Below are 15,758 nucleotides of genomic sequence, written 5' to 3' on the forward strand. Positions count from 1 at the left end.
CCCGCTCGCCCGGACGCCGCCGGTTTCCGGCCCCGGGCGGGGGTACCCGGTGCGGGATACGGACCGCCGACGTCGCGGAGGCACTCCCCCATGCCTGAGTACGGCTACTTCCTCTCGTGCGAGCAGTACGGGCCCGCCGAGCTGATCGAGCAGGCGCGGATGGCCGAGCAGGCCGGATTCCAGGCGCTGTGGATCTCGGACCACTACCACCCGTGGAACGACGAGCAGGGGCAGAGCCCGTTCGTGTGGTCGGTGATCGGCGCGCTGTCCGAGGCGGTGTCCCTGCCGGTCGAGACGGCGGTGACCTGCCCGACGGTGCGCATGCACCCGGCGGTGGTGGCGCACGCCGCGGCGACCAGCGCGGTGATGACGAACAACGGCTTCCGGCTCGGTGTCGGCTCCGGCGAGGCGCTCAACGAGCACATCCTGGGCGACCACTGGCCGCCGGCCCACGTCCGCCTCGACATGCTGGAGGAGGCCGTCCAGGTGATGCGCCGGCTGTTCACCGGCGAGGAGGTGAACCACCACGGGCCGCACTACACGGTCGAGAACGCCCGCGTGTACACCGTCCCGGACGAGCCGATCCCGATCGACATCTCCGGCTTCGGCCCCGCCGCGACCCAGCTCGCCTCCCGCGTCGGCGACGGCTACATCACGGTCACGCCGGACGAGGCGATGGTGGAGCAGTACCGCAAGGGCGGAGGCGGCGGAAAGCTGGTCAGCGGCGGCACCAAGGTCTGTTACGGCACCGACAAGGACGAGGCCGTACGGACCGTCCACCGGCTCTGGGCGAACGAGCAACTGCCGGGCGAGCTGGGCCAGGTCCTGCCCTCGCCCAAGCACTTCGAGCAGGCGCAGCAGCTCGTCACCGAGGACATGGTGCGCGAGAACAGGGTGTGCGGCGACGACGTGGACGAGCACGTGGCGGAGCTGAAGCAGTTCGCCGACGCGGGCTTCGACCGGGTCTATGTGAACCAGATCGGCCCGGACCTGCGCGGCTTCTTCGACTTCTACCGCACCAAGGTGCTGCCGCAGCTCCAGCAGTCCGTCTGACGGGGACGAAAATCAAGAGGTGGAGGGGCAGCGGGCAGCTAGAGTCGCCCGCATGTCTGTTCGTCTACGTATGCGTGCCGCTCTGCCGGAAGCGATGCGGGCCCGGGACAAGGCCGCGGTGAGCGCCCTGCGCGGCACCCTGTCCGCACTGGACAACGCCGAGGCGGTGCCGGTGGACGGGTCGGTGCCCCACGCCGCCGCTCTGGAAGCCTCACCAGTCGGCGCCGGCGCCACCGAGGCGGCCCGGCGCGAGCTCGGTGAGCGCGAGGTGGTGGAGATCGTGCGCGCGGAGGCCGCCGAACGGCTGGAGGCGGCGGCGCACTTGACCGCCCCCGCCCACGCGGACCGTGCCGAACGGCTGCGTGCGGAGGCGGCCGTGCTGCTGCGCTTCCTCGACGGCGCCGAGGGCACCGCGGAAGGCGCCTAGCGGCGGGCGGGTGCGGCCAGCTTGCGGGCTGCGAGGGCGGCGGCTCCCGCAGTGAGGGCCGCGCCCATCCACCCGCGGTTCCGCGACAGCCACTGCTGCGGGCTGTCGTCGGTTGATTCGTCGTCGAAGCGCCCGTGCGCGCCGTGGTCCCGCCCGTGCGGTCCGTCCGCCGGGGACCACAGGTTCGCCGGCCCCTCGGGGCGGCCCTCCTCCTGTTGCGCGTCGACGTTGGTGCGGGCCAGATAGCGGTCCAGCAGCCCGGGGAGCACCGCGTTGGCGAGGAGCGTGGCGGCCGTGGAGCCGCCCACCCAGTACTCCCGGCGCCGCGCGTGCGACGACGCGTGCACGATCGCCCGGGCCGCGACCTCCGGCTGGTACACGGGCGCGACGGGCCGGGCCCGCCCCGGCATCCGGTTGAGCACCCAGTCGAACTGCGGGGTGTTGAGGCCCGGCAGCTGCACCATCGTCGTCCGCACCCCGCTGCGCGCGTGCAGCAGCTCGCAGCGCAGCGACTCGTTGAACCCCTGGATGGCGTGCTTCGCCCCGCAGTACGCCGACTGCAGCGGAATGCCCCGGTAGGCGAGCGCGGAGCCGACCTGCACGATGGTGCCGCGGTCGCGCGGCAGCATGTGGCGCAGGGCGGCCCGGGTGCCGAACACATAGCCCAGGTACGTCACTTCGGTCACGCGCCGGAACTCGTCCGGGGCGACCTCCGTGAACGGCGCGAACACCCCGGTGAAGGCGTTGTTGACCCAGACGTCGATACGGCCGAACGCGTCGACGACCTGCTGGGCGGCGTCGTCGACGGCCTTGGCGTCGGAGACGTCCACGCCGACGACGAGCGCCTCGCCCCCGGCGCGCTCCACCTCGTCCGCCGCGGCGGCGAGTCCCGCACGCCCGCGGGCGAGCAGGGCGACCTTGTCGCCGCGGGCGGCGAAGGCCCGGACCGTGGCCCGGCCGACACCGCCGCTGGCCCCGGTCACCACGACCACACGGCCGCGCTCGTGCGATGTTCCTGCCTTGCGCACCCGGCATCACACCCCGCGGTGGGGTACGTCCGGGCCGTCGGCCGGCCGCGGGGGCACGGTGCCCGGGGCGGCCGTCCCGGCGGGCGGGGCCGGCGGCACGGGCGGATACGGCATGCCGCCGACCGCACCGGCGGCGGTCCGGCGGGCGCTGTCCCCGCCGGGCGCCACGCCGGACGCGTGCTCCGGGCCGGGCCGGGACGGCCGGGCCATGCCGCGCAGCACATAGGCCAGGGCGCCCAGGATCACGGCGGTGATCAGCGCGGCGGCCCAGTCGGGCAGTCCGAGGGCGAGGGCCAGCCCCACGGCGAGCGCGAGGGCCGCGCCGGCATAAAGGGCGAGCGCGCCGGACGCGGCGTACAGCGCGGCCTTGCGGCGCTGCTTGCGCGTCTGCTCGCGCAGCTCCTCCCGTACGGTCTCGCGCGCCACCTGTGCCAGCTCGTCGACCAGATGCTTGTCCAGATGCTCCAGGTGATCCAACGGCTTCATGCCCGGCCGGGTACCCTCGCCCCCCTGCGCGTAACTAGGCTCAGCCGCATGGAGATTCTGGGTGCCACACTGCGCGTCTGCGTCGACGACCTCGAGACCGCGATCCCCTTCTACGAGCGGCTGGCGGGCGGCAGAGCCCAGCGCTTCGAGCGGGGAGGTGTCCAGGTGGCGGCGATCGGCTGCTTCCTGTTGATGAGCGGTCCCCCGGCCGAACTGGAGGTGCTGCGCAAGGTCGCCGCGACGATCGCCGTGACGGACGTCGAGGAGACCCACAAGGTGCTGACCGAACTGGGCGCCCACATCGTCGCGGGCCCGATCGCCTCACCGGCGGGCCGCAATCTGATCGCCCTGCATCCGGACGGGTCGGTCTACGAGTACGTGGACCGCCACGGGTAGGCGCCGCGCGGGCTCAGCGCGGCCTCGGCCCGGTGATCATCTCGGTGGTGATGGCCCAGCGTTCGTGGTCGCGCCAGGCCCCGTCGACGAAGAGCATCTTCGGCGAGAAGCCCTCCGGGCGGAACCCGCAGCCGCGGGCCAGGGCGATCGACGCGGCGTTCCCCGGCTGGACGTTGATCTCCAGCCGGTGCAGCCGCATCGGGCCGAACGCGTACCGCACGACGAGGTCCAGCCCTTCGCGCATCAGCCCCCGCCCGGCGGCGTGCGCGAAGGCGCCGTAGCCCAGCGCCCCGGACTGGAAGCCGCCCTCGACGATGTTGTTGATGTTGATGAACCCGGCGATGGCCCCGTCGCTCTTCTCGCACACCAGGAACCCCGCCTTGGAGGGGTCCTCGATCAGCCGCCCGGCGTAGGCGGTGTAGGCCTGTGTCGTGGTGGGCGGGAAGAGCCACGGGTGGTGCAGGTCCTTGCTCTCCCGGGCGCGGGCGGTGAACTCGGCGCCGTCCTCGTAGGTGAAGGGGCGTATGCCCACCCGGGGGCCTTCGGCGAGGTGGCGGGATGCGTGGTGCGGCACCCCGCCACAGTAACCGCGCTGCCGGTGTGTCCCCAGTCGTGGCGTCAGGAGCCGGCGACCGGCAGCTGGAGCACCCCGGTGTTCCGCGGCCCGCTGATCACGGTCACCGGCTTGATCCCCCGGTTGCCGAAGTAGGCGTCGTCGCTCGCGGCGATCACGAACCGCAGCCGGTGTCCTCTCTCGTACCGGTGCACGATGCCGGGCAGGGTGACGGTGAAGCTCTTGGTGACGTCCGGGACGCGCACCGGCGCGACCAGTCGGCGCACCAGGGTGCGGGTGCCGTCGGGGGCGACGTCGTAGAGCTTGGCGAACAGGACGAGCTTGTCGGCCGCGTCGGCGGAGTTCTGGGTGCGCTCGGCCTTCGGGGAGACGACCTTGAGCGTGGCCCGGGGTGCGCCGACGACGTCGAGGGGGCGTTCCAGTGGGGCGCTCGTCCAGGCCAGGTAGGTGCCCTTGGTGTCGCGCGGCGGTGAGTCCTGGAGCCCGATGAGGCCGGTGAGCGAGCTCTCCGAGTGGCTCGTGGGGATCAGCCAGTTGGTGTAGCCGCGGCTGCCGCGGGCCACCTTGCCGCGGTGGTCGACGAGTGTGCCGTCGCCCGAGAGGTACAGGGTGCGGCTGAGGGCGGGGAGGTGGCCGGCGGTCGCGTAGGTGCGGTCGGGGTCGGTGATCCAGTCGCGGTAGTAGGCGAAGGGCGGTCCGGTGTCGACGTGGGTCCGCTTGCGCAGGTGGCGGTCGAACCAGGCGAGGACGCGCCGGCCGACGTAGCTGGTGTCCAGGTTGCCCTTCGACAGGTCGAGTTCACCGGTGGCCGGGCCGGTGAGCCCGCCGCTGTGGCCCCAGGACTGCCAGATCATCTTCACGGGCGTGCCCTGGGCCTTGAGCGTCCGGTACGTCGCCGTCGCCTCGTTGAGGTTGAACAGGGTGTCGGCCTGCCCCTGGACCAGCAGGGTCGGCGTGTGGACGCGGTGGAGGTACGACACCGGGGAGACACGGCGTGCGAAGGCGAGCAGCTCGGCGGTCCGGTCGGCCGGGTAGCTCCCGGAGTTGAGGGTGTGGACGGTCCGGCAGGCCTCGGTGACGAAGTGCAGGCACGCCAGGGAGTTGATGCGGGACGGATCGAGACCGGGCTGGAGCAGCGGCTGGCCCTCACCGATGAGGTAGAAGCCGTTCGTCCACTGCCATTTGAAGGCTCCGGGGACGCCGCCGCTGCCGGGGGCGTTGTTGGGGGCGAGCGAGTACGCCAGGTCGTTCCAGGTGATCATCGGGACGAGCGCGTCGAGGCGGTGGTCGACGGCGGCCGTCGCGAGCTGGACGGCGCCGCCGTAGGAGCCTCCGATCATGCCGACGCGCGGGTCGCCCGGCGCGTCACGGGTGACGAAGTCGGCGGTGGTGCCGTCGTCGGCGGCGCGCTTGCCGCCCAGGAAGTCGACCAGCTGCGCGGCGGCGGCGCCGTCGATGGCCGGGTCGTCGAGGGAGATGAGGCAGCCGCTGCGGCCGAATCCGAGCCCGGAGTAGATCAGCGAGACGTAGCCGCGCCGGGCGAAGGCCTTGCCGATGGTGTCCGTGGAACCGTCGGACTTGCTGCCGCCGAAGCCGTTGGTGCCGAGCACGGCCGGCGCCGGGTGGTCGCGGTCCACGCCGGCGGGACGGTACAGGTCGGCGTCGATGGCGCAGGTGCGCCCGCCCGCCCGGACGGTGAACGTCAGCGGCGTGACGGTGTAGGGGTCGGCGGCTGCGGTCGCCGGCGACGTGAGGGTGAGGGGCACGGCCAGGGCGGCGCCCAGAGCGAGAGCGAGGAGTGCGCGGGATCTGGGCACGCGTCGGGACACACGGACCTCCACGGTGAGGGCGGCGACACCCGGTCCAACCGGATACCGACCAGTAGGTACTGGCCCGTTGTCATGGTGTGACACGTGTCAGCAGTCGTCAATCACCGAAACGAGGGTTTCTTGACAGCATTTCAATAGTGGCCCGCTCAGCTCAGGGCCGGTTCGTCCAGCGTCAACGTGCCCGCCTCGGCGTCCAGTTCGGCCTGGACCCCGAGCGGCATGGTCAGCGCGCCCTCACCGTGCCCGAACCCGAACTCCTCCACGACCGGGACGCCCAGGCCGCCGAGCCGGTCGGCGAAGACCGCGCGCAGCTCCCCGTACGGGCCGCACGCCGCCCAGGACCCGAGCACGATCCCGGCGGCCCCGTCGAGCCAGCCGGTGCGCAGGAGTTGGGTCAGGTACCGGTCCAGACGGTACGGGCTCTCGCCGACGTCCTCCATCAGCAGCAGCCCGCCCCGCGCCCCGGGGTGGGCGTGCGGGGTGCCGAGGTCGCTCGCGAGCAGGCTCAGGCAGCCGCCCAGGGTGACGCCCCGGGCGCGGCCCGGGACCAGGGCGGTGCCGCCCGGGGGCACGGCCGTGACGGTCCGAACGGACTCCGGCTCGAAGAGGGTGGCCCGCAGGTGCTCCTGGGCCCCGGCGTTCTTGAGGAAGTCGACGCCGGCTGCCGCGGGCCCGTACAGGGTGACCAGGCCCAGGCGGGTGGCGAAGGCCTGGTGCAGGACGGTGACGTCGCTGAACCCGGTGAACACCTTCGGGCCGGCGGCCCGCATCGCGTCCCAGTCGAGCAGGTCGACCATGCGCTGCGCCCCGTACCCGCCCCGGGCGCACAGCACGGCCGCGACGGACGGATCGCACCAGGCGCTTCGGAGGTCCGCGGCCCGCTGCTCGTCCGTCCCGGCCAGGTAGCCCAGCTCTCGGTGACGGCCGAGCACATGGGGCGCCACCACGGGGTCGAGGTCCCAGCCGCGCAGGATGTCGAGCCCGGCCTGGAGCCGCTCCTCGGGCACGGGCCCGCTGGGCGCGACGACGGCGACGCGGGCGCCGGGGGCGAGCCGGGGCGGTCGGACGAGCTGGTTCACCCGGTGAGCTCCAGGTTGGGGATGCGGGGCGGGTTCAGGCGGAACACCTGGGCGTAGAGGGAGAGTTCGGCCTCCAGGGCGCGCACCATGGTCTCCGCCTTCCGGAACCCGTGTCCCTCCCCCTCGAAGGCGAGATAGGCGTGCGGCACCTTCCGGCCCTCCAGGCGGGCCAGGAACCGCTCGCACTGGACGGGCGGGCAGATCACGTCGTCCAGGCCCTGGAGCAGCAGGAACGGCACGGTGAGGCGGTCGGCGTGGGCGGCGGGCGAGCGCTCCGCGTACCGGGCGGGCACCTCCGCGAGCGGCCCGATCAGACCCTCCAGGTACCGCGACTCGAAGTCGTGGGTCTCCCCCGTGCCCCAGCCGGCCAGATCCAGGATCGGGTACTTGATCGTGCCGCAGGCGTAGACGTCGGTCGTGGTGAGCGAGGCCGCCGCGGTCCAGCCGCCCGCGCTGCCGCCCCGGACGGCGAGCCGGCCGCGGTCGGCGGTGCCCTCGTCGGCGAGGGCCAGGGCGACGGCGGCGCAGTCCTCGACGTCCACCACGCCCCACTGCTCACGCAGCCGCTCGCGGTACGGGCGGCCGTAGCCGGTGGAGCCGCCGTAGTTGACCTCGGCGACGCCGATGCCGCGCGAGGTGAAATAGGCGATCTCCAGGTCGAGCACGAGCGGCGCGCGGCCGGTGGGCCCGCCGTGCGCCCAGACGACATAGGGCGGCAGCTCGTCGCCGGGCGCGACGCAGCCGGGGTGGTGCGGCGGGTAGATGTGGGCGTGGATGTCGCGTCCGTCGGGGCCGGTGAAGACGCGGATCTGCGGCTCGGGATAGTACGCGGGATCCACGGCGTCGTCGTGCTCGGCGCCGACGACCCGGGCCCGGCCGGTGCGGGCGTCCAGCTCGACGACCTCGTAGGCGCTGCGCGGGCTGGCCCCGACGGCGACGACCCGCTCGCCGCGGGCGGCGAGGGTGGGGGTGAACTCGGTCCAGGGTCCGGCCGCGTCGACGACCTCGCCGGTCTCGGGGTCCAGGATGCCGAGGGCGGTGGCGCCCCGGCCGTGCACGACGGCGATCAGACCGCTCTGCAGCGGCGTGAACCATCTCGAGCCCAGCTTCCACAGCGCCCCGCCGAACTCCTCCTCGCGCGGGCACAGCGGCTCCCCGTCGAGGTAGAGGTTCCACCAGCCGGTGCGGTCGCTCGCGTGCAGGAGGCGGCCGTCGTGGGTCCAGTCGGCCTGCGCGATCGACTCGCCGGGCCCGCCGGCCACGGCCCGGGCGCCGCGCAGGGTGCCGTCGGCGGCGACGTCGGCGAGGAGCAGTTCGGTGCCGTCCCAGGGCATGCGCGGATGGTCCCAGGCCAGCCAGGCGGCCCGCCGCCCGTCGGGCGAGAGCTTCGGCCCGGTCACGAACCGATGCCCGCCGTCGGTGAGTTCGCGTACGGCATCCCGGTCCCGGGCCGCGGATCCGTCCAGCGGTACGGCGGCCAGGACGCGACGCACGTCGGCGGGCCCCTCGCCGGTGAACTCCTCCAGCACGCACCACACTTCACCCCGGTCGGGCAGCGGCAGCGGCTCGGCCCAGCGCAGGCCGCCGCCCACCGGGGAGACGGGCGTGAGCGGGCGCGGCTCGCCTCCCGGTTCCCAGCGGTACAGCCGCTGGTCGGCGAAGTTCACGAACACCACCAGCGGCCCCGCGTCACCCGCGAGGGCGGCCCACGGGTGCCCGCCGTACTCGATGACCCGGCTGCGCACGTTCCACGGCGCGGGCAGCAGCGGCTCCTCCCGGCCGTCGGGGTGCCGCCGGACCAGGGTGCGCCGGCCGCCCTCGTCGGGGCGCGGCTCGGTCCACCACACCTCGTCGCCGACGAAGCCCACGTACTCCGGGTGCCCGTCGTGCGCGGCGGTCAGCGCCGCGTCGATGGGCGAGGGCCACGCCCCGTAGGCCAGCGTCCGCACCGTTTCCCCCACTCTGCTAGGCCGTCCGCAGGAACCGGTCGAGTACGCGGACACCAAAGTGCAGTGCCTCGACCGGTACCCGCTCGTCGACCCCGTGGAACATGGCCGCGTAGTCGTAGCCGTCCGGCAGCTTCAGCGGGGTGAAACCGTAGCCGGTGATGCCGAGGCGGGAGAACTGCTTGGCGTCGGTGCCGCCGGACATGCAGAACGGCACGACATGGCCCTCGGGCGCGAACTCCTCGACGGCGGCCCGCATACCCGCGAAGGTCGCCGAGTCCACCGGCGACTGAAGGGCGACCTCTCGGTGGTGGAACTCCCAGTCCACGTCCGGCCCGGTGAGCCGGTCGAGGGTGCTGCGGAACTCGTCCTCACCGCCGGGCATGTACCGGCCGTCCACGTACGCCACGGCCTCACCGGGAATGACGTTGATCTTGTAACCGGCGTCCAGCATGGTCGGGTTGGCGCTGTTGCGGAGGGTCGGCTCGACCAGGGCGGCGGCCGGGCCGAGCTTCTCCAGCAGTGCGTCCACGTCGGTGAGGTCGGTCTCGATGCCGTAGAGCGCGGCGAGTTCGGTCAGCGCGGCGCGTACGGTCGGGGTCAGCCGCAGTGGCCACTCGTGTGCGCCGATGCGCGCGATGGCGCCCGCGAGGCGGGTCACGGCGTTGTCCCGGTTGACCTTGGAGCCGTGCCCGGCGCGTCCGCGGGCGGTGAGCTTCAGCCAGGCGGTGCCGCGTTCCCCGGCCGCGATCGGGTAGATCCGCCGCCCGCCGCCGTCGTGGAAGGTGAAGGCGCCCGACTCGCTGATGCCCTCGGTGCAGCCCTCGAACAGTGCGGGGTGTTCGTCGGCGAGGAACCCGGAGCCGTCCTCGGCGCTGGCCTCCTCGTCCGCGGTGAACGCGACGACGATGTCCCGGCGGGGCCGGACGCCCTGCCGGGCCCAGCCGCGCAGGACGGCCAGGATCATCGCGTCCATGTTCTTCATGTCGACGGCGCCGCGCCCCCACACGACCCCGTCGCGGATCTCCCCGGAGAACGGGTGCACGCTCCAGTCGGCGGCCGCGGCGGGCACGACGTCGAGATGGCCGTGGAGCAGCAGGCCATCGGCCGAGGGGTCGGTGCCCTCGATCCGGGCGACGACGTTGGTCCGCCCCTTGGTGCGCTCCAGCAGAGTCGGCTCGATGCCGGCCTCGGCGAGCCGTGCGGCGGCGTACTCGGCGGCGGGCCGCTCCCGGCAGTCGCCCCCGCCCCGGTTGGTGGTGTCGATCCGGATGAGGTCGGACGTGAAGGTCACGACCTCGTCCAGCGCGGGCCCGTCCACCCGCTCAGCCATACTGCTCCTCCACCGCAGCCGAGACGATCGTGGTGACCGCCTTGAAGGCGCGGATGCCCTCGTACATGGTCTCGCTCGTGTACGCCACCTTGCGCTCCGCGATCCGGTCCACACCCGGGACGACGGTGGCGGCCATCGCCAGGTGCTCCGCGTCGAACTCCACGGCCACGGTGAACGGGCCGCCGCGCACGGGTGCGTGCCGCACCGCCAGCGCGGTCGCCTCCTTTGCCGCCGCCCGGATGTCCGCCGCGGTGCGGGCGGGTGTGCGGCACACCGCCGCGTAGCGCGACACGTGGTCCTTCACCGCGACCTTCAGCGCCTCGGGCGCGTACCCGAGGGCATCCTCGCAGGCGACGTCGTCCCCGGTGACCAGCACGACCGGCACCCCGTACTCGGCGACGACCTGGGCGTTGAGGAGACCCTCGCTCGCCCGTACGTCGTTCAGCCACACGCCCGTGATGGAGTTGGCGAGGTAGGTGTGCGCGAGGACGCCCTCCATGCCGGCGCCCGCGTGGTAGCCGACGAACGCGACGCCGTCGACGTCGCCGTGCTGCACGCCCTCGACCATGGACAGCGCCTTGTGCCGGCCGGTGAGCATCCGGGCGCGGTCGTCGAGCTGCTCCAGCAGCAGGTTGCGCATCGTGGAGTGCGCCTCGTTGATGATCACCTCGTCGGCGCCGCCGTCGTGGAAGCCCTGCACGGCGGCGTTGACGTCGGAGGTGAACAGCGAGCGGCAGCGCTCCCACTGGGACGCGCCCGGCATCACGTCATCGGGCCAGGTGACGCCAGTGGCGCCCTCCATGTCGGCGCTGATGAGGATTCTCATGACGAACCCTCCAGGGCGGAGATCTTCATGGTTCGTCACGTTACGCGCTGCGGGCGGAACCGGCTACGAGGTGGTCACCAGCGGATCGGCAGGTCGTCGAGGTAGGCGGTGAGCCGGTCGGCCAGCAGGCGGTGATCGCGGGCCGAGTAGTGCCAGTGGCAGCCGTTGTGGTCCAGGCCGGTGGTGTCGAGGGGCCAGTAGCGGACCCGGCGGTCGCCCGCGCCGGTGCGTTCCCGGACGACGTGTTCGACATGGCCGGCGAACGGGCCCGTGCCCGCGGCCAGGATGGTGGTCGTGGCCCCGTAGCGCTTGCGGAGCTTTTCGAGGAAGCCGCTGTAGGCGCTGCGGTAGGCGGCGGCGAGGCTCTCGTCCGTCCAGGGCTCGCCCGGGTTGACCGGGGTCGAGAAGTCGTTGGTGCCGAGGTTGACCACCACGAGTTGCGGCCGCCAGGTGCCCGGGTTCCGCCAGACGTCGCCCGGCACGTTCAGCAGCGCGCGGTCGTAGAAGGTGCGGTAGTTCACCTCCGGGGAGCCGCCGTTGTAGTTGCGCACCATGCCCTGGCCCGAGTACGCGTTGACCTGGTAGTCGGCGCGCAGCCCCCGGGCGGTGAGGGCGCCGTAGCTCACGTCGGCGTTGGTGGTGCGCTTGAGCTGCTCGCCGTCGCAGTCGCGGGAGGCGGAGAGGTTTCCGTAGCCGGCCGTGAGGGAGTCGCCGATGAACTCGATCTGGCGGCTGCGCGCGGCCGGCCGGGCCAGGACGGCACCGCCAGGTGCGGCGACGAAGCCGCCGAAGGAACTGGTGCTCCACGGGGTGTCGTTGCGCTTGACGAGCCGGACGGTGTGCACGCCGTCGCGCAGGCCCCTGACCCAATGGGTGGTCCGTCCCGGCGTGACGAGGGTCGCGACGGTGCTTCCGTCGACCTGGACGTCGTAGTCGGCGGCCGGGTCGTCGAGCACGACGCCCACGCCGGTGCCCCGGATCCGGCCCTCGAAGTAGACGCCGGGCCAGCTGTACCGGAGCAGGTCGCCGGCGTCCTGGACCCGCCCTGCGGTGTGCACGCTGTCCCGTACCGCGCGATGGTCCGGTGCGGCGGCGGTCGTGACGGCGGATGTGCCGACCAGCGCCGCCGACGCCGCCGAGGCGACCAGCATCCGTAACCAGGGCATCGGCATGACTGTCCTCCGCGGGGACGAGGCAGGTACGTGGACCGGGCAGGGTGACCGTACACCGACAATTCTGTCGTCCACCAGACCACGTCCGGCTCAGCGCCGGAGCCGGTCGAAGCGGAACGGCACGAGTGCCTCGGGCCGCCGCCCGGTGACGACGAACTCGGCCGGCCGGTGCCCGCCGGCCGCTCGTCTCAAGCCGTACGCCCCGCCACCAGCCAGGTGGACGGCAGCTCGATGCGCGTGCCGTCGGGCCGGTACTCGGTGGTCTTCAGGGGCAGTCGACCGCTCGCCAGGACGGTGAGACCGGCCGAGCGCAGATACTCGGGCACGGCCTCGTCCGCGACCTCGCCGGGCGCGAGGCCGTGCCGGAACACGGGGGCGAGCTTGGGCGGCGGGCCCTCGGGGCCGCCCGCCAGGTCCCTCAGCACCTGCTTGGCGGCGCCCGAGAGCTCCACCAGGCAGGCGCGGCCGCGGTCGCCGACCAGCGTGGCGATCCCGTCGACCAGGGACTGCCGGTCGTCCGGCTCGCACTGGTGCAGGACGCCCCGCATGTAGACGTTGGTGTCGCCGAGCTCGGCGTGCAGGGCCTGGGACTCCTCCTTCTCGGCGGCGTCCAGCTGCCGGTAGGCGGCCTGCCCCGCCGGGTCGGAACGCCGGGCGTGGTCGAGGGCCGCGGCGGACAGGTCGACGCCCAGCACGTGCGGGAAGCGGTCGGCGAGGTAGCGGGTCTGGGTGCCGTTGCCGCAGCCGAGGTCCAGCAGTGGCAGCGCGGGATCGGCCAGGTACGGCTCGAACAGGGCGAGATGCGGCCCCACGGTCAGGACCGGTTCCGCGTCCCAGAACACCGCCCCGGGTTCGGCGGACGCCTCACGCCAGAACCCCTCCCACGCCTCCCGGTACCGACTCGTCACGCTCATGGCCCACTCCCCAGGGTGCGAACGAATCCCGCCATACGACGGGCGAGTACGGTGTATCGCGCCCCGGCCCCGGCCACAAGGACGCGGCACGTACCTTCACGAACCGTTCGACCCGGGGCGTTCAGCGACGCGGCAGCGTCAGCTCGAACCACACCGTCTTGCCGGCCTTGGTCCGGCTGGTCCCCCACTCGCGCGACAGCGTGCTGACGACGCGCAGGCCGCGTCCGGCCTCGTCGAGCGGGCCCGTGTCGAGCAGTGTGGGCAGCTCGTGGTCGTCGTCGTCCACCTCGCACAGCAGGGTGTCGCCGCGGACCAGGCGCAGTTGGACGGGCCGGCCGTGGGAGTGCCGTACGGCGTTGGTGACGAGTTCGCCGGCCATCAGCTCGGCGGGCGCGACGAGCTTCGCCAGGCCCCATTCGTGCAGTTGCTCGCGGACGGCCGCACGGGCCCGGCTCACCTCGGCCACGTCGAGGGCGAGGCGCCATTCGGCCACGTCGTCCGGCTCGATGCCGCCCAGGCGGGCCATCAGCAGCGCCACGTCGTCCTTGCGGCCGCCCCGCCCCGCTTCGGCACCTGTCGCAGCGAGCGCCCGGATGATGGTGTCGCAGGCGTCGTCCATGGACGCGGCCGGGTGCGCGGCCGACTCGCACAGCGCCGCGAGGCCCACCCCGATGTCCTCGCCGCGCACCTCGACCAGCCCGTCGGTGCACATCACCAGCCGGTCGCCGGGCTCCACGCGCACGCGGACCGCCTCGAACGGCACTCCCCCCACGCCGATGGGCGCGCCCGTGGGCAGGTCCAGCAGTTCGCCGCGGCCGTCGCCGGCCCGGACCAGGACGGGCGGGATGTGCCCGGCGTTGGCGAGGTGGAGCTCGCTCGCGATCGGGTCGTAGACGGCGTAGAGGCAGGTCGCCAGGTAGGTGTCGCCGAGGCGCTGGGCGAGGTCGTCGAGGTTGCGCAGCAGCTGGGCGGGCGGCAGGTCGAGCCCGGCCATGGTCTGCACCGCCGTGCGCAACTGGCCCATCATCGCGGCCGAGTTGAGGCCGTGTCCCATGACGTCGCCGACGACGAACGCCGTGCGCCCGCCGTGCAGTTTCACCGCGTCGAACCAGTCGCCGCCGACCCGTCCGAGCAGCGTGCCCGGCAGGTAGCGGGTGGCGATGTCGCAGCCCGCCATGCGGGGCGGGATGTGCGGCAGCATGCTGTCCTGGAGCGTCTCGGCGACGTTCTCCTGGAAGGTGTACATGCGCGCGTTGTCGAGCACGAGACCCGCGCGGGCGGCGAGTTCGGCGCCGGTGACACGGTCCATGTCGTTGAAGACGGGCCGAGCGGGGTGGCGCAGCAGGATCATGAAGCCGAGGACGACGTTGCGTGCCTTCAGGGGGACGACGAGCATCGAGCGGCCGGTGATGAGCGGCCGGATGTCGCGCTTTTCGAACTGCGCGGCGATGGCGTGCCCCATCTCCTCGCTGATGCGCGGCACGAGGACGGGTTCGCCGCTGGTCATGCACTGGAAGAACGGCGTGTGCGCCGGGAACGGCATGGCCTCGCCGACGGGGACGACGTCGTCCCAGCGGCCGGGTTCGTCGGTGTGCTCGACGGCGACCCGGTGCCACATCGTGGTCGTGTCGGGCACACCGTCCTCGAACCCCTCGCCGGCGACGACCTGTTCACGCAGATACGTCCCGGCGACATCGGTGAAGCGGGGTACGACGGCCCTGCTGACCTCGATGATCGTGCGGGACAGGTCGAGGGAGGTGCCGATGCGGCCGCTGACCTCGTTGAGGAACTCCAGGCGCTCACGGACGGCGGCGTACTCGAGGTCCTCGCCCTCGTCCCGCAGCTCCTCCGGCACGGGCTCACCGGCGGCCCGGGCCCGCGCGGCCCGTTCGCGGCGCGCCTTGCGCTCGGCACGCCGGGCAACGCCCCAGTCGGGGGTGACGGGAACCCGGTCGTTCTGGCTGAACTCCAGGACGGGGTAGCCGAGTTCGAGGACCTGCCCGACGATCCGGGCGCTCTCCCCGACACTCATGCTGGGCAGGATCTCGGGGAGCCGGCGGGCGAGGTCCTCCGACCCGGGGAAGTCGGTGTGCAGCGCGAAGCCGGGCGCGATCCGCTCGAACGCCCCGTCGCCCGCACGCAGGGCTCCGGCGTCGGCGGCCAGCACGAGCAGCCGCTCGGGCCCGGCACCCACCAGCGGGTAGGCCCACCACAGGACGTCGACCCGGCCGTCCCCGGGCGCGGTGAGCCGGGCGCGGCCCGCCGCAGGGTAGGACAGCCCTCCGTCGAGGGAGGCTCCGAGGTCGGGGCCGGGGCCGTCGCAGGCGGCGTACGAGGTGGTGTCCCGTTCTTCGGGCAGGGCGCCCGAGACGGGGAGCAGGTCGAGAGCGGTGCGGCCGATCGCCTCTTCCTTGGGGGTGCCGAACAGCCGCCGTGCGCCGCGGCTCCAGTGGGACACGAGGCCGTCGCGGTCGACTACGACGACGGCCAGGGGGACGCGGCCGGGCTCGGCGCTTTCCGTCACCGTGCCCTGCTCAGCCCTGTCGGTGCCATGGTCCATGGCCCAGGCCCTCTCTCCCCACGGACGCAAGATCTGTGCCGGCGTCACCACCGTACGGCGCCCGCCGGTGGCGATGTGAGGCAATGCGGGAATTGCCCGCGCGGGGTACGCACCGGCGTACGACCCCGCGCGCCG

The 15,758-nt window shown here is 73.2% G+C and carries 14 protein-coding genes; 3 read left to right on the forward strand and 11 right to left on the reverse strand.

What is annotated here, in order from left to right:
* The first annotated feature begins 90 nt into the window (after window positions 1-90).
* Both IO24_RS0116500 and IO24_RS0116505 read left to right on the forward strand, forming a co-directional pair.
* On the forward strand, window positions 91-1,053 hold the full coding sequence (locus IO24_RS0116500; RefSeq protein WP_031136424.1) for a TIGR03557 family F420-dependent LLM class oxidoreductase: 963 nt from the start codon (window positions 91-93) through the stop codon (window positions 1,051-1,053).
* A gap of 94 nt (window positions 1,054-1,147) precedes the next feature.
* Window positions 1,148-1,480, forward strand: coding sequence for a hypothetical protein (locus IO24_RS0116505; protein ID WP_031136426.1), 333 nt, complete (start codon window positions 1,148-1,150; stop codon window positions 1,478-1,480).
* Here IO24_RS0116505 and IO24_RS0116510 read toward each other — a convergent pair.
* Both IO24_RS0116510 and IO24_RS0116515 read right to left on the reverse strand, forming a co-directional pair.
* Window positions 1,477-2,508: an SDR family oxidoreductase gene (locus IO24_RS0116510; protein ID WP_037667925.1), complete on the reverse strand. Its 1,032-nt coding sequence runs from the start codon at window positions 2,506-2,508 to the stop codon at window positions 1,477-1,479. The genes IO24_RS0116505 and IO24_RS0116510 overlap by 4 nt on opposite strands.
* Window positions 2,509-2,514: 6 nt before the next feature.
* Window positions 2,515-2,994 carry a phage holin family protein gene (locus tag IO24_RS0116515; RefSeq protein WP_031136429.1) on the reverse strand — a complete coding sequence of 160 codons (480 nt, stop codon included), beginning with the start codon at window positions 2,992-2,994 and terminating at the stop codon, window positions 2,515-2,517.
* Window positions 2,995-3,042: 48 nt separating this feature from the next.
* On the opposite strand from IO24_RS0116515, the gene IO24_RS0116520 reads away from it, so the two are divergent.
* A complete protein-coding gene (locus IO24_RS0116520) occupies window positions 3,043-3,390 on the forward strand; it encodes a VOC family protein (RefSeq protein WP_031136431.1) in 348 nt (115 codons plus the stop codon).
* 13 nt (window positions 3,391-3,403) lie between these two features.
* Here IO24_RS0116520 and IO24_RS0116525 read toward each other — a convergent pair whose 3' ends face one another.
* The 9 genes from IO24_RS0116525 to IO24_RS0116565 form a co-directional block, all read right to left on the reverse strand.
* Entirely contained in the window at window positions 3,404-3,964 is a 561-nt protein-coding gene (locus IO24_RS0116525) for a GNAT family N-acetyltransferase (RefSeq protein WP_031136432.1), read from the reverse strand.
* A 44-nt stretch (window positions 3,965-4,008) separates the two neighbouring features.
* On the reverse strand, window positions 4,009-5,805 hold the full coding sequence (locus IO24_RS0116530) for a CocE/NonD family hydrolase (RefSeq protein WP_031136434.1): 1,797 nt from the start codon (window positions 5,803-5,805) through the stop codon (window positions 4,009-4,011).
* Window positions 5,806-5,939: 134 nt separating this feature from the next.
* Window positions 5,940-6,872, reverse strand: a complete 933-nt coding sequence (locus IO24_RS0116535; protein WP_031136436.1) for a S66 peptidase family protein — start codon at window positions 6,870-6,872, stop codon at window positions 5,940-5,942.
* A complete protein-coding gene (locus tag IO24_RS0116540; protein ID WP_031136437.1) occupies window positions 6,869-8,833 on the reverse strand; it encodes a S9 family peptidase in 1,965 nt (654 codons plus the stop codon). The genes IO24_RS0116535 and IO24_RS0116540 overlap by 4 nt, the downstream gene beginning before the upstream one ends.
* Window positions 8,834-8,837: 4 nt before the next feature.
* The gene (locus IO24_RS0116545; RefSeq protein WP_031136438.1) at window positions 8,838-10,151 is read right to left on the reverse strand and encodes a M20/M25/M40 family metallo-hydrolase; all 1,314 of its coding nucleotides are present in this window, start codon (window positions 10,149-10,151) and stop codon (window positions 8,838-8,840) included.
* Window positions 10,144-10,977 carry a M55 family metallopeptidase gene (locus tag IO24_RS0116550; RefSeq protein ID WP_031136441.1) on the reverse strand — a complete coding sequence of 278 codons (834 nt, stop codon included), beginning with the start codon at window positions 10,975-10,977 and terminating at the stop codon, window positions 10,144-10,146. The genes IO24_RS0116545 and IO24_RS0116550 overlap by 8 nt, the downstream gene beginning before the upstream one ends.
* A 74-nt stretch (window positions 10,978-11,051) precedes the next feature.
* On the reverse strand, window positions 11,052-12,143 hold the full coding sequence (locus tag IO24_RS0116555) for an SGNH/GDSL hydrolase family protein (protein ID WP_234335227.1): 1,092 nt from the start codon (window positions 12,141-12,143) through the stop codon (window positions 11,052-11,054).
* Between the two features lie 194 nt (window positions 12,144-12,337).
* Window positions 12,338-13,063: a class I SAM-dependent methyltransferase gene (locus IO24_RS0116560; protein ID WP_031136445.1), complete on the reverse strand. Its 726-nt coding sequence runs from the start codon at window positions 13,061-13,063 to the stop codon at window positions 12,338-12,340.
* 121 nt (window positions 13,064-13,184) lie between these two features.
* Window positions 13,185-15,623 (reverse strand): ATP-binding SpoIIE family protein phosphatase, encoded by a 2,439-nt coding sequence (locus IO24_RS0116565; RefSeq protein ID WP_031136446.1) that lies wholly within the window; start codon window positions 15,621-15,623, stop codon window positions 13,185-13,187.
* Between the last annotated feature and the right edge of the window lie 135 nt (window positions 15,624-15,758).

The sequence above is a fragment of the Streptomyces flavovariabilis genome (genome assembly GCF_000725785.1).
Taxonomy (GTDB): Bacteria; Actinomycetota; Actinomycetes; order Streptomycetales; family Streptomycetaceae; genus Streptomyces; species Streptomyces hawaiiensis.

Bases quoted from the DNA above. Each gene is read 5' to 3' on its own strand.
- IO24_RS0116500 (WP_031136424.1), top strand. From the start codon at position 91: ATGCCTGAGTACGGCTACTTCCTCTCGTGCGAGCAGTACGGGCCCGCC.
- IO24_RS0116505 (WP_031136426.1), top strand. From the start codon at position 1,148: ATGCGGGCCCGGGACAAGGCCGCGGTGAGCGCCCTGCGCGGCACCCTG.
- IO24_RS0116515 (WP_031136429.1), bottom strand. From the start codon at position 2,994: ATGAAGCCGTTGGATCACCTGGAGCATCTGGACAAGCATCTGGTCGAC.
- IO24_RS0116520 (WP_031136431.1), top strand. From the start codon at position 3,043: ATGGAGATTCTGGGTGCCACACTGCGCGTCTGCGTCGACGACCTCGAG.
- IO24_RS0116545 (WP_031136438.1), bottom strand. From the start codon at position 10,151: ATGGCTGAGCGGGTGGACGGGCCCGCGCTGGACGAGGTCGTGACCTTC.
- IO24_RS0116550 (WP_031136441.1), bottom strand. From the start codon at position 10,977: ATGAGAATCCTCATCAGCGCCGACATGGAGGGCGCCACTGGCGTCACC.
- IO24_RS0116555 (WP_234335227.1), bottom strand. From the start codon at position 12,143: ATGCCCTGGTTACGGATGCTGGTCGCCTCGGCGGCGTCGGCGGCGCTG.
- IO24_RS0116560 (WP_031136445.1), bottom strand. From the start codon at position 13,063: ATGAGCGTGACGAGTCGGTACCGGGAGGCGTGGGAGGGGTTCTGGCGT.
- IO24_RS0116565 (WP_031136446.1), bottom strand. From the start codon at position 15,623: ATGGACCATGGCACCGACAGGGCTGAGCAGGGCACGGTGACGGAAAGC.